This is a genomic window from Pseudomonas sp. BAV 4579 (genome assembly GCF_009765395.1).
In the GTDB taxonomy this organism is placed as follows: Bacteria; Pseudomonadota; Gammaproteobacteria; order Pseudomonadales; family Pseudomonadaceae; genus Chryseomonas; species Chryseomonas aestiva.
The window spans coordinates 15,755-27,657 of sequence record NZ_WHOV01000129.1 but is presented as its reverse complement, the minus strand read 5'-3'; the positions used below and the strand labels follow the sequence as shown (position 1 = coordinate 27,657).

At 61.4% G+C, this 11,903-nt stretch carries 16 protein-coding genes and 1 pseudogene; 10 read left to right on the top strand and 7 right to left on the bottom strand.

Annotation, left to right across the window (positions count from 1 at the left end; translation table 11 throughout):
* From GSQ95_RS21360 to GSQ95_RS21340, 5 genes and pseudogenes are all read left to right on the top strand, one after another.
* On the top strand, positions 1-319 hold a 319-nt coding region (locus GSQ95_RS21360), incomplete at its 5' end, for an anti-sigma factor domain-containing protein (protein ID WP_178123844.1).
* A 74-nt stretch (positions 320-393) separates the two neighbouring features.
* Entirely contained in the window at positions 394-957 is a 564-nt protein-coding gene (locus GSQ95_RS21355) for a fasciclin domain-containing protein (protein ID WP_158895761.1), read from the top strand.
* 237 nt (positions 958-1,194) lie between these two features.
* Positions 1,195-1,572 carry a signal peptidase II gene (locus tag GSQ95_RS21350; protein WP_305983263.1) on the top strand — a complete coding sequence of 126 codons (378 nt, stop codon included), beginning with the start codon at positions 1,195-1,197 and terminating at the stop codon, positions 1,570-1,572.
* A 218-nt stretch (positions 1,573-1,790) separates the two neighbouring features.
* Positions 1,791-2,015 (top strand): annotated as a pseudogene (locus tag GSQ95_RS21345) (phage late control D family protein); the annotation flags it as partial.
* A gap of 172 nt (positions 2,016-2,187) precedes the next feature.
* Positions 2,188-2,664 (top strand): VOC family protein, encoded by a 477-nt coding sequence (locus GSQ95_RS21340; RefSeq protein ID WP_178118490.1) that lies wholly within the window; start codon positions 2,188-2,190, stop codon positions 2,662-2,664.
* Positions 2,665-2,802: 138 nt separating this feature from the next.
* Here GSQ95_RS21340 and GSQ95_RS21335 read toward each other — a convergent pair whose 3' ends face one another.
* The gene (locus GSQ95_RS21335) at positions 2,803-3,177 is read right to left on the bottom strand and encodes a hypothetical protein (protein WP_158896793.1); all 375 of its coding nucleotides are present in this window, start codon (positions 3,175-3,177) and stop codon (positions 2,803-2,805) included.
* A 256-nt stretch (positions 3,178-3,433) separates the two neighbouring features.
* Here GSQ95_RS21335 and dusA point away from each other — a divergent pair, with 256 nt between their 5' ends.
* Both dusA and tal read left to right on the top strand, forming a co-directional pair.
* Complete coding sequence (gene dusA, locus GSQ95_RS21330) at positions 3,434-4,444, top strand: tRNA dihydrouridine(20/20a) synthase DusA (RefSeq protein WP_158896794.1); 1,011 nt, start codon at positions 3,434-3,436, stop codon at positions 4,442-4,444.
* Between the two features lie 47 nt (positions 4,445-4,491).
* Positions 4,492-5,418, top strand: coding sequence for a transaldolase (gene tal / locus GSQ95_RS21325; protein ID WP_158896795.1), 927 nt, complete (start codon positions 4,492-4,494; stop codon positions 5,416-5,418).
* A 12-nt stretch (positions 5,419-5,430) separates the two neighbouring features.
* Here tal and rssC read toward each other — a convergent pair whose 3' ends face one another.
* Together rssC and rssB are read right to left on the bottom strand one after the other, a co-directional pair.
* Positions 5,431-5,913 (bottom strand): anti-sigma factor antagonist RssC, encoded by a 483-nt coding sequence (gene rssC, locus GSQ95_RS21320; protein WP_007158388.1) that lies wholly within the window; start codon positions 5,911-5,913, stop codon positions 5,431-5,433.
* A complete protein-coding gene (gene rssB / locus GSQ95_RS21315) occupies positions 5,910-7,094 on the bottom strand; it encodes a two-component system response regulator RssB (RefSeq protein ID WP_133861614.1) in 1,185 nt (394 codons plus the stop codon). Before rssB ends, rssC begins: the two co-directional genes overlap by 4 nt.
* Positions 7,095-7,298: 204 nt before the next feature.
* Here rssB and GSQ95_RS21310 point away from each other — a divergent pair, with 204 nt between their 5' ends.
* The gene (locus GSQ95_RS21310) at positions 7,299-7,598 is read left to right on the top strand and encodes a PilZ domain-containing protein (RefSeq protein WP_158896796.1); all 300 of its coding nucleotides are present in this window, start codon (positions 7,299-7,301) and stop codon (positions 7,596-7,598) included.
* A 59-nt stretch (positions 7,599-7,657) separates the two neighbouring features.
* Here GSQ95_RS21310 and GSQ95_RS21305 read toward each other — a convergent pair whose 3' ends face one another.
* Positions 7,658-8,284 (bottom strand): VacJ family lipoprotein, encoded by a 627-nt coding sequence (locus tag GSQ95_RS21305; protein WP_273861521.1) that lies wholly within the window; start codon positions 8,282-8,284, stop codon positions 7,658-7,660.
* 219 nt (positions 8,285-8,503) lie between these two features.
* On the opposite strand from GSQ95_RS21305, the gene GSQ95_RS21300 reads away from it, so the two are divergent.
* Positions 8,504-8,773, top strand: a complete 270-nt coding sequence (locus tag GSQ95_RS21300) for a DUF4404 family protein (protein WP_158896797.1) — start codon at positions 8,504-8,506, stop codon at positions 8,771-8,773.
* Here the strand turns inward: GSQ95_RS21300 and queF are convergent, their stop codons facing one another.
* Genes queF through GSQ95_RS21285 form a run of 3 tightly spaced genes read right to left on the bottom strand, consistent with a single transcriptional unit; the run spans position 8,774 to position 11,323 of the window.
* The gene (gene queF / locus GSQ95_RS21295) at positions 8,774-9,601 is read right to left on the bottom strand and encodes an NADPH-dependent 7-cyano-7-deazaguanine reductase QueF (RefSeq protein WP_158896798.1); all 828 of its coding nucleotides are present in this window, start codon (positions 9,599-9,601) and stop codon (positions 8,774-8,776) included.
* 13 nt (positions 9,602-9,614) lie between these two features.
* The gene (locus GSQ95_RS21290; protein ID WP_133863077.1) at positions 9,615-10,394 is read right to left on the bottom strand and encodes an ABC transporter permease; all 780 of its coding nucleotides are present in this window, start codon (positions 10,392-10,394) and stop codon (positions 9,615-9,617) included.
* A complete protein-coding gene (locus tag GSQ95_RS21285) occupies positions 10,391-11,323 on the bottom strand; it encodes an ABC transporter ATP-binding protein (RefSeq protein WP_158896799.1) in 933 nt (310 codons plus the stop codon). Before GSQ95_RS21285 ends, GSQ95_RS21290 begins: the two co-directional genes overlap by 4 nt.
* A 142-nt stretch (positions 11,324-11,465) precedes the next feature.
* Between GSQ95_RS21285 and GSQ95_RS21280 the strand changes: the two genes are divergently transcribed.
* On the top strand, positions 11,466-11,876 hold the full coding sequence (locus tag GSQ95_RS21280) for a PA2817 family protein (protein ID WP_133863079.1): 411 nt from the start codon (positions 11,466-11,468) through the stop codon (positions 11,874-11,876).
* The last annotated feature ends 27 nt before the right edge of the window (positions 11,877-11,903 follow it).

The following is an 11,903-nucleotide window of genomic DNA, read 5'->3' as shown; positions in this document are numbered from 1 at the left end:
CTTGGAGCAGAGCAATGGTAGCCTGGCGTTCAGCGTCACCCTGCAAGGAAACGGTCGGCAGCTACTGTTCGTGCCCACCGGCAAGTCGGATTGGCCAGACAGGAGCGCCGAGGTCTGGATCATCACGGCGGATGGCAAACCCCGTTCCCTGGGCCTGCTCGACGACGCTACTGCCGTGACCCTGGCCGTGCCCGCGGGACTCGCACCGGCACTGACGCCAGGGGCGGTACTGGCGATCTCCCTTGAACCGCGAACCGGCTCGCCCACAGGCTTGCCGACGGGACCGGTCATCGCCCAGGGAAAAATAATCGCGCTTTGATGCATCCGTTTGCCGGGCTGCTCCGTACATTCATCACCCTCATCCGGAGGGCCGAAGAACTCAGGAGACGCACCATGCACACCTTGCTCAAGCGCATCGCCATCGTAGCCAGTCTCACGATCCTAGGTGCCACCGCCCCGCTCAGCTTCGCTGCCGATACCGTCATGGTCGGTGGCGCGCCCATGTACCCGTCCAAGACCATCGTCGAGAACGCGGTCAACTCCAAGGACCACACCACGCTGGTGGCGGCCGTCAAGGCGGCGGGCCTGGTCGACACCCTCAATGGCAGCGGTCCCTTCACCGTCTTCGCCCCGACCAACGAAGCCTTCGCCAAGCTGCCGGCCGGCACCGTCGATACCCTGGTCAAGCCCGAGCACAAGGCCGACCTGACCAAGATCCTGACCTACCACGTGGTGCCCGGTACCCATACCGCCAAGCAACTGATGGCCGAGGCCAAGATGCATGGCGGCATGACCAAACTGAAAACCGTCCAGGGCGAAGACCTCACGGTCAAGCTGCATGACGGCAAACTCTGGCTGGTCGACGCCAAGGGCGGCAAGGCCGCCGTCACCATCGCCGACGTGATGCAGTCCAACGGCGTGATCCACGTGGTCGATACCGTGCTGATGCCGAAGTAAGCGGCACGCGGCGGGCGGACACCTGTCAGGGGTGTCCGCTTTTACTTGGTCTCAATCCGTAGGGCGATTGCCTCTTCCGTCGAGAGCCATACGAGCCCGAATTTAGGCAAGTCAGCTACGCGAGACGCGCCCGGCTCCCGTACCTCTTGGATGCTCGACGACATAACCATCTGCGAAGTTAAAAGGCAGCTTTGATACGATCATGCCGCCGACTAACGTAGATAGATGGAGATTTCGATGAAGCGGAGCACCTGGACCCTCTGGGCTATTACAGGGGCGGGACTGGCTTTTGTAGCGATAGACCAACTGATTAAGCTCGCTGCATTGGCTCAACTTGCTGCAATCTCCTATCGGCTTGGCACGTCCAGCCTATGGATGGATGTGGTCCTGAGTCTGAATCCTGGCGCCTTCCTGAGCATCGGTCAGGATCTGCCATCGACAGTGAAATCAGTGATTTTCCTTTGCGCGCTGGCAGCTGTGGCAGGCGTCAGCTACTGGGCGCTCTCCCGTTGGCAGCAGTCCCCAGGTCGCTCGGCGGCTCTGTACCTGATCGCTCTTGGAGGCGGTTCGAATCTCATCGATCGATTCTTTCGCGATGGCCACGTTGTCGACTAACTGGTCCTGAACCTGGGCTCACTCCATACGGGCGTCTTCAACCTCGCAGACGTAGCGATCATGGCAGGGGTGGCCTACCTGGCCCTGTCAGGATTTTCGAAAGAACAGAAGGCGCTAGCCTGATCTGTGACGACGGCGACCTGCACAGTTGCCTGTAGGTCGACCGCAAGCGCTACGACGCCGTCCGAACCTTCCACTACGACTTCAACAACGCCCGCCTGGAGTTGGAAGCCAAGCTGCCGGAGGACCTGGTCGACAAGATCCAGGGCGACTACACCGGCATCATCGCCTACTACCGCGATTCAGAGACCGGCAAGGAGCACACCACCATCGAAGGCGACCAGAGCAAGCCGCGGCGTCTGCGGCACCTGTACGCGACGAAGGCGACGGCGAAGCGGGCGGTGGAGCAGGAGTGGAAGAAGATGCAGGAGCGTTCCATCTGACTGTCGAGGCTAAGTAGCGATGTCGCTCCGGCGACCAGATAGAAATGTCAGAATGAACCTCTGCGAAAGGCCTGATGACAAGCGAATAATTTCCCATATAAATACATATTCATAGATTGAATGCTCCAAATTCAACCACTTATCGAAGTGAAAAAAACAATGGAGTTTGAATATGATTAATGGCGCCGTAGTGGTGGATCACATTGGATTCTCAGTCTCTTCGCTCGAGAACGCAATCAGATTCTGGACGGAGGCTATGGGCTTCGAAGTGGTCCGCAAGGGCGAAATGGGCGGTGACTTCCTGCGAGAGGTAACGGGGGTCGACGATCCACGGTGCCGTATGGCACTAGTCGTATCACCTTCAGGGTTCCCTATAGAGCTTCTGGAGTATTCGACAGCTAGCACTTTAGGCAGGGCACCTGGCAGCGCCGGCGCGATCGGCGCAGCCCATATCGCTGTAAGTGTAGAAAACATAGATGTGACTGTCAAAAAGATCAGATCACACGGCTGGGAAATAAAAGGCTCTTCACAAGCCATTCCAGGCGGTCCGCGCGCAGGGACAGTTGTTGCGTACATAAGTGGCCCTGACGGAATAACTATTGAGCTCATGCAGCCGCCCCAAGTAATATTTATTATGGAAGTTCAATAGCAACTTATCAGCCAAAAATATTTATAGCTCACCCTGCCCGCGGCAACGCCCCCAATTGGTCGTATACCCCCCCGTGACAGCAGCTTCCGCCGCATCTGCCACCCAGGATCGGCGGGCAACCGCCCCGCCCGTAGCGAGCTAGATGCCCGAGCTGCGGTAGTAGTGGCGCTTGTCGAGTTTGTGCTGGTCGGTCTGCACGCTCACCAGCAGCGTGGAGCACAGCGACTCCCACTCACGCAGCTTCTCCGCCGCCCGGGTCACGTAGGTGACCATGGCCTCGCGGAGCGCCTCGTGCAGGCGCATCCACTGCTCGCCGCGCATCTCCAGGACGCGGGACAACTTCTTGCGCACCACCTGCAGATCCGCCTGGGCCAGGTCCTGGGCGGTGGTGATGCCCAGACCCTGCAGGCGCGTGGTCAGCTTACGGCCCACGTCCCACACGTCACCTACCAGCGCCAGCGGCAGCAGACGCCCCTGCTGGAACTGCGGAAGGCCACGTTGTGCTCTGGACACGCTCCATCTCTCACTTTCTTATCGATACTTGAAGGGTCCGCTTCCCATCGGATGCCTGGCTTTCCTGATAGACTCAACCCTGAACTCCAGCATGCTGCAGACCCGGACCGGGATGCCCATTCCGCCTTCTTTTGGCTACGAAACGCCAGCGGTCCCCTTCCGATTCAACTCATGCTCCTTACGCTTGCGACCTTGCAGCTACAGCTCTACTGAAGCAACTGAAATGTAGCAACAGGCTCCACACAGACGTACCGATATGCTTGCCGAAACTGCCTCAAACCCAGCAACCACGCGCCCTGAGCCGTCCCGCCGCTTTTCCGTGGCGCCCATGATGGATTGGACGGACCGTCACTGCCGCTATTTTCATCGTCTGCTGTCCCAGCATGCCCTGCTCTATACCGAGATGGTCACTACCGGTGCCCTGCTGCATGGCGATGCCCAGCGGTTCCTGCGCCATGATGAGACCGAGCATCCCCTGGCGCTGCAGCTGGGTGGCAGCGTGCCGGCCGAGCTGGCCGCCGCGGCGCGGCTGGGTGAGCTGGCGGGGTATGACGAGATCAACCTGAATGTTGGCTGCCCCAGCGATCGGGTGCAGAACAACATGATCGGCGCCTGCCTGATGGCCTATCCCGAGCGGGTGGCCGACAGTGTCAAGGCGATGCGCGATGCGGTGGCCATCCCGGTGACGGTCAAGCACCGCATCGGTATCTCCGGGCGGGACAGCTACGAGGCCCTGCGGGACTTCGTCGGCCAGGTCGCCGAGGCCGGTTGCCGCAGCTTCACCGTGCATGCGCGCATCGCCATCCTCGAAGGACTGTCGCCCAAGCAGAATCGCGAGATCCCGCCGCTGCGCTACGACGTGGCCGCGCAGCTGGTGCAGGATTTCCCGGATCTCGAATTCATCTTGAATGGCGGGATCAAGACCCTGGACACCTGCCGCGAGCAGCTGGAAGTCTTCGACGGGGTGATGCTGGGTCGCGAGGCCTATCAGAATCCCTACCTGCTGGCGGAAGTGGACGCGGCACTCTATGGCTGCGCGCGCCCGCAACTGACCCGCCATGACGTCATGCTGCAGCTGCGGCCCTATGTCGAAGCACATCTGCAACAGGGTGGTCTCATCCATCACGTCACCCGCCATATCCTGGGCCTGGCGCAGGGCTTTCCCGGCGCGCGGCGCTTCCGTCAACTGCTGTCCACCGATCTGCATCGCAGCCCTGAACCGCTGCGCCTGTATGACGAGGCCACTGAACTTCTTAGGGGCCACTGAGTCACGTCTCCACGATGTCCATTCGTTAACCGAAGGAAAGATCTGCCATGAGCAAGCTGGAACAACTCAAGCAATACACCACGGTCGTTGCCGATACCGGCGATCTGGACGCCATCGCCCGCCTCAAGCCCTACGACGCCACCACCAACCCCTCGCTGCTGCTCAAGGCCGCTGCCCTGCCCCGCTACGAAGAACACCTGCAGGCTGCCTTCAGCGGCGCCAAGGGTGACATCGGTCTGGCCTGCGATCGCTTCGCCGTGGCCGTCGGTGGCGAGATCCTCAAGCTGATCCCCGGTCGCATCTCCACCGAGGTGGACGCGCGCCTGTCGTTCGACACCGCCGCTACCCTGGATCGCGCCCATCGCCTGATCGAGCTGTACGAGAAGGCCGGCATCGGCAAGGACCGCGTGCTGATCAAGATCGCCTCCACCTGGGAAGGCATCCGCGCCGCCGAGCAACTGGAGAAGGAAGGCATCCAGACCAACCTGACCCTGCTGTTCTCCTTCGCCCAGGCCGCCGCCTGCGCCGAAGCGGGCGTGTTCCTGATCTCGCCCTTCGTCGGTCGCATCTACGACTGGTACAAGAAGGCCGAAGGCCGTGACTACGAAGGCGCGGAAGATCCGGGCGTGAAGTCCGTGACCCGCATCTACCAGTACTACAAGGCCAATGGCTACGACACCGTGGTGATGGGTGCCAGCTTCCGCAACCTGAACCAGATCGAGCAGCTGGCCGGCTGCGACCGCCTGACCATCAGCCCCGGATTGCTGCAGCAACTGTCGGAAGCCCAGGGCGACCTGCCGCGCGTGCTGAACGCCGACAGCACCGGTGGCGAGCCCAAGCAGCAGCTGAACGAGGCCGCCTTCCGCTGGGCGCACAACGAAGACGCCATGGCCACCGAAAAGCTGGCCGAAGGCATTCGCCAGTTCGCGCGGGATCAGGAAAAGCTGGAAGTACTGCTGCCCGGCAAGCGCTAAGCGATCATTCTGTCAGTGCCTTTCGAGGGCACTGACCAGATCGCGAAAGGCATTGCGGTTGGATTCATTGAGGCCCATCAACACCCGATGGGCTTCAAGCACGCGACTGCGCACTTCGGCTTCGGACTGGTCCTGCGGTGGCAGGTCGGTCAGGCAATCCGGGCAAGGCAGTACGGTCTCGACGATGTTGAACACCTGATCGAAACCCATGGAATCCAGCAGGCGCAGGATGTCCGGGTTGTTGGTGGTCAGCATGGGCAGCAGCCCGATGCGCTGCCGCGACAGGATCGACAGCTTGGCCAGGAGGCCCAGGGTGGTGCTGTCGATGCTCTGCGTCTCGGTCAGGTCGATGACGATGGACGAGAAATTCAACGACGAGAAGATGTGTTCGATTGTCGCGTCCAGCGCCGAGCACAGGGTCAGACGCACCTCGCCGGTAAACTTCAGGACGAAGGTGCCATCCTGCTCGGCAAATTGGATTTTTCCGGTGCTCATGCCAGGTTCCTGCTCAACACCAGCAAAGCGATATCGTCGGGCATCTCGGTGACGGATGCCAGATCCAAGGCTTCGCTCAGGCCTGCCAGTGTACCGCCAGCGCGGCGGACGTAGTCGGGCAAGCTGTGTTCTTTCTCTTTCAAATTGTCTCCCGGCAGCAGGTCGAAGATGCCATCCGAAAAGAGGGTCAGGCTGAAACGCTCGGGCAGATCCATCTGGTGGTCATTGTAGGTCGCCTCCTGGAACAGGCCGACCGGCAGCCCCTTGCCGACCAGGAACCGCGTTTCTTCCGGGGTATGCAGGACCGGCAGCGGCAGATGGCCACCGATGCTGTACGCCAGGGTACCTGTGGTTTCGTCGATGACGCCACCCAGCATGGTCACGTGCTTGCCCAATTTGCAATCCAGTAGACCCCTGTTGATGTGGCCGAGCACATCCGAGGGCTTGAATTCGGGCAGGGTGCCGTTGCGCTTGGACTCGTAGAGCAGGCGCGTGGTCATGAACTTGAGCAGCACAGTCACGAAGGCCGAGGACGCGCCATGGCCGGAGACATCGGCCAGGTAGAAGGCAACACGGTGTTCGTCGATGCGAAAGTAGTCGACGAAGTCGCCGGACAGATACAGCGACGGAATGATCTCGTGAGCGAAGTTCAGCCCTTCGGTTTCCCAGGGCGTCACCGGCAGCATATTCATCTGCACGTGGCGTCCGGCGTTCTGGTCTTCCTGCAGCAGGCTCAGGCTAGCCTGCAGCTCGCGATTGGTGTTTTCCAGCTTGACCCGATAGCGATCGTTTTCCAAGCGCAGGCGAGCGCGATCCAGGGCACGGTTGACCGAATGCTCAAGCACCATCAGGTCTTCCAGCGGCTTGATCAGGTAATCGGCGGCGCCCAGGCGCAGGGCTTCCACGACGTCGCTCATGACGCCGGCACCGGACAGCACCAGCACGGGCGTATCGATGGACAGCTCGCTGATGCGGCGCAGCAGCGTCAGCCCGTCGACCTGCGGCATGCGCAGGTCGCAGATGATGAGGTCGGGCTGTTCGCGCTCGAATATTTCCAGGCCCTGCTGACCATTGCTGGCCTGCAGGACGTTGAAGCCACTGTCTTCGAGATAGTCGGCGAGACTGAGGCGAACCACCTCGTCATCGTCAATGATCAAGAGCGTGGCAGGCGAATTAGACATAGAGGATCCAGGCATGCACCCGAACGGCAAACCGGCGGACACTATCCGACACGGGCCACGGTGATTACGACACGGCGGAGACACTACTCCCATCCACCGGGGCGTTCAAGCTTGCCAACCGGATGGAATTTCTTTACAGGGTGCCGTTATGGAGTTTATACCTCCAGCAACCCGCCATCCATCCTCCCAAGCAGTAGGATTGCCATGAGTACCATCGACCGTTCTTACAGTGAAAAGCGCGACTTCATTCGCATGCATGTCGACTCCAAGGCCGTATTGAAGGTCGGCGAAGCCTCCTTCGAGGCGCGTTGCGTCGATCTGTCCAGCACCGGCTTCCAGATCGAGGCCGCCACCAGCCTGCAGGTCGGCGACAAGGTGACCGTGCTCATCCCCTCCAGCCATGCCGAACTCCCCGGCCTGGAAGCCGATACCGAAGTCCTGCGCGTCCAGGCGACGGACTCTGGCAAGCAGCTGCTCGGCCTGTCCGTGCTGGAAATGCGCTAGACGCTCCGATCCCCAATAAAAAAGGCAGCCTACAGGCTGCCTTTTTTATTGGACGGCGACTAGAAGTCGTCGACCACCTGGCCATCCTTGACCTTGAATTCGCGGGTCTGCAGGTAGGCGTTGCGAATGAACACGTACTTGTCGCCGGTGATCAGACGCTCGGCCTGCAGCAGACCGGCCCGGGTGTCGACGGTGCTGAGAGCGAAGGCGCTGTTACGCACGGCGACATCGTCAACGTAGGGATAGGCGCTGGTGTAGCTGTCCGGGATGCGGCCGAGCCCGTCACGCACGCTGCTGGGACCGAAGAACGGCAGCACCAGGTAGGGACCGCTGTTGGCACCCCACTTGCCCAAGGTCTGGCCGAAATCCTCGTCGTTGCGCTGCAGACCGGCCTTGGTGGCCACGTCGACCAGGCCGAGGCCACCCAGGGTGGTGTTCATCAGCAGGCGCGCGGTATCAACCCCGGCGTGCTCGACCTTGCCCTGCAGCAGATCGTTGGCCAGGTTGCGCACGTCACCCAGGTTGTTGAAGAAGTTGCTCACGCCGGTCTGCACGAAGCCGGGCGTGAAGCGCTGATAGCCTTGGGCGACCGGCTTGAGGGCATAGGTATCCAGGGTATCGTTGAATACGAAGATCTTGCGGTTGAAGCCTTCCCAGGGATCGGGATTCTCGGCTTCGGCCGCCATCGCCTGACCGGCAAACGTCAGGGCCGTTGCAAGGAGCGCTCCCCAGACCCTGGAACCACGTCGCTCGACCGTCATCGCTTCTCTCCTCGTTGCACTCAGACGCCTGAAAGGCGCCGATTATAGTCATAGCTTTGCCCGTTTGGCTTAGGGCCTCGCGCTGTGACTCGATCTTTGACCCAAGGTTGCGGTCAAAGAATCCGAACACAGGAGAAACGCCCCATGACCACCTCTCATCTGCAGGAACAACTCGACAACCTCCGCCACCAGCTGGACCAGGATCCGCCCGCCTCGCCCGAGGACCGGGAAGAACTGAAACTGCTGATCCGGGACATCGAATTCCAGCTGGCCAACGAAGACGCCACCCATACCCGGGATGGCAGCCTGGTGGAAGGCGTCAATCTGGCGGTGGAGCGCTTCGAGGTCAGTCACCCGACCATGGCCGGTACGCTCCGCTCGATCATGAATAGCCTGAGCAGCATGGGCATCTGATCACTGCCGGACGTAACGTTCCGCGGCGGGCTGGATGGCGTCACTGCTTCGGTAGGGATTGATGTCCAGTCCGCCACGCCGCACATAGCGGGCGAACACGGTCAGCTTCGCCGGCTTGAGCAGCCGCCACAGATCCAGATAGATGCGCTCGACGCACTGCTCGTGGAAATCCGCATGTTGGCGGAAGGCGACCAGGTAGCGCAGCAGACTGGCCGGGTCCAGCGCCAACCCCTCTTCGTAGTCGATCACCACCGTGCCCCAGTCCGGCTGGCCGGTGACCGGGCAGTTCGACTTGAGCAGGTGGCTGTAGAACCTCTGACTCTCCCGTGCCTCACTCGCGCGCAACAATTCAACCTGCGGGTGGGCGTAGCGATCCAGGCTGATATCCAGATCGTCGACGCACTGGCCAGCGGGGCGTTGCACACCCCGTGCCGTCCAGTCATCCAGGGATACCAGGCTGACACCGACGCTACCACCGGCTGCGGCGCTCAAGTCCTTGACCAGCACGGCTTCGAGTTCGGCTACGCTGGCGAACATCGACTGGTTCAGGGAGTTGAGGTACAGCTTGAAGGACTTGGACTCGATGATGTTCGGCGAGTCGGCCGGAATGGCGAACTCGCCAATGGCCACCACCGGCTTGCCGGATGGCAGCAGCCAGGACAGCTCGTAACAGGTCCAGACGTCCACCCCGCGAAACGGCAGGTCCTGCCCGTCCAGGCCCAGCTCCGCCCACTTGGGCGCGCGCGGGATCGGATACAGCAGCGTCGGCGCGTACTGGCTGACGTACTCGGTGCTTTTGCCCAGGGGCGATTGTTCTACGCTATGCATGACGCTCCGACACTCAATGACGCATGCCGCGCCCGCTCACGAGCAGGCGGATGCTGACCAGATAAAGCACGACCACGGCGAACAGCATGAAGGCGATCGCCACCCCGATGCGGATGTCGGACACCCCGAGGATGCCGTAGCGGAAGGCGTTGACCATGTGCAGGATCGGATTGATCAGGGACACCTTCTGCCAGAAGGCCGGCAGCAGGTCGATGGAGTAGAAGACCCCGCCCAGGTAGGTCAGCGGCGTCAGCACGAAGGTCGGCACGATGGAGATGTCGTCGAAGTTGCGCGCGTAGACGGCGTTGATGAAGCCGCCCAGGGCGAAGATCGCTGCAGTAAGGATGATCACCAGCAACATGATGCCCAGGTGATGCACCTGCATGTGGGTGAAGAACAGCGACAGCACGCTGACGATGGCGGCCACGGCCAGGCCGCGCAGGATGCCGCCCATGGCATAGCCGATGAGGATGACATGGGGCGACACCGGGGAGACCAGCAGTTCTTCCACCGAGCGCTGGAACTTGCTGCTGAAGAAGCTGGAGACCACGTTGCTGTAGGCGTTGGTGATCACCGACATCATGATCAGGCCCGGCACGATGTACTGCATGTAGGTGAAGCCACCCATGCCACCGATGCGATTGCCGATCAGATTACCGAAGATCACGAAGTACAGGACCATGGTGATCGCCGGCGGCAGCAGCGTCTGCGCCCAGATGCGGGTGAAGCGGCGCACTTCGCGATGGACGATGGTCCGCAGCGCCACCATGTTGGCTTGGAATTCGGTACTCATCGGGCGACCTTGGCTAGATTCTTTTCCACCAGGGAGACGAACAGCTCCTCCAGGCGATTGGCTTTGTTTCTCAGGCTCTGCACCTGGATGCCGGCGGCGTCCAGCTGGCGGAACAGGGCGTTGACCCCACTGGCCTTGTCGATCTGCACCTCGAAGGAGTGATCGCCCAACAGCTTGGCCGGATAGCCGTCCAGCTGCGGCGCTGCCGTCAACGGCTGGACCACATCGACGATGAAGGTCTCGACGTTGAGCTTCTGCAGCAGCTTGCGCATGCTGGTGTGCTCGACCAGCTCGCCATGGTCGATGATGGCGATGTTGCGGCAGAGGTGCTCGGCCTCTTCCAGGTAGTGGGTGGTGAGGATGATGCTGGTCCCCTGCTTGTTCAGCTCGGTGAGGAAGCCCCACATGGAACGGCGCAGCTCGATATCGACCCCGGCGGTGGGTTCGTCGAGGATCAGCAGGCGCGGCTTGTGGATCAGGGCGCGGGCGATCATCAGACGGCGCTTCATGCCGCCGGAGAGCATGCGCGACGGCGTATCGCGCTTGTCCCACAGCCCGAGCTGGGTCAGGTACTCCTCGGCGCGTTCACCGGCGATGCGTGCCGGGATGCCGTAGTAGCCCGCCTGGGTCACCACGATGTCGAAGGCTTTCTCGAACTGGTTGAAATTGAATTCCTGGGGCACCACGCCGAGGCAGCGCTTGAGGCCTGCCGGATCCTTGTCCAGGTCGTTGCCGAATACCGACACTTCACCGCCCGACTTGTTGACCAGGGTCGAGAGGATGCCGATGGTGGTCGACTTGCCCGCTCCGTTCGGACCGAGCAGCGCGAAGAAATCACCCTCGACCACATCGAGGTCGATGCCCTTGAGGGCGGTGAAGCCGTTGTTGTAGGTCTTGGTCAGACCGCGAATGGAGAGAGCTAGACTCATGTGCCTCCCGGCAAGAACTGATTCGCAAAGAAAAGTGCTACTTCCTATAACCCCGGCAGAGGGCAAAGGTTCGATCCTAGTCGAACCAGACAACGTCGGACAGTGCCCCTATACTGCGCAGCCGCTTTTTCAGGAGACATCCATGGCCACTTCCTATCTCGACCACCACGTTGCCCTCCTCGCCCAGTTGCGTGCGCTCCTGGCCGACGTCGGCACGGCCGAGCAGGTGCCGTCGGAAAATCACGCGCTGTTCCTCGACCGCTTCGACGAGCTGGTCGCCGGCCTGCCGCAGGCGCCCGAAGAATACGCCTATCTCGGCCAGGACCTGCTCAGCCAGATCTTCAGCCGCTATCCGCAGATCGCCCACCGGGTACCACGCGACCTGCTGTGGTTCTTTGGCGGCGATTGCCTGCACTTCATGCCGGACGAAGAGCTGGCGCTCTATCAGCGACTGGACGAGCGTCGTCACGAGGCGGAATCCCGCGGCGAAGTCTTCGACTGGGCGCAGGAACAGCGCCTGATGGCCCTGCCGGCTGACGCCGCGCGCCACTGAAACGCCGAAGGGCTATCGAACCAGTCG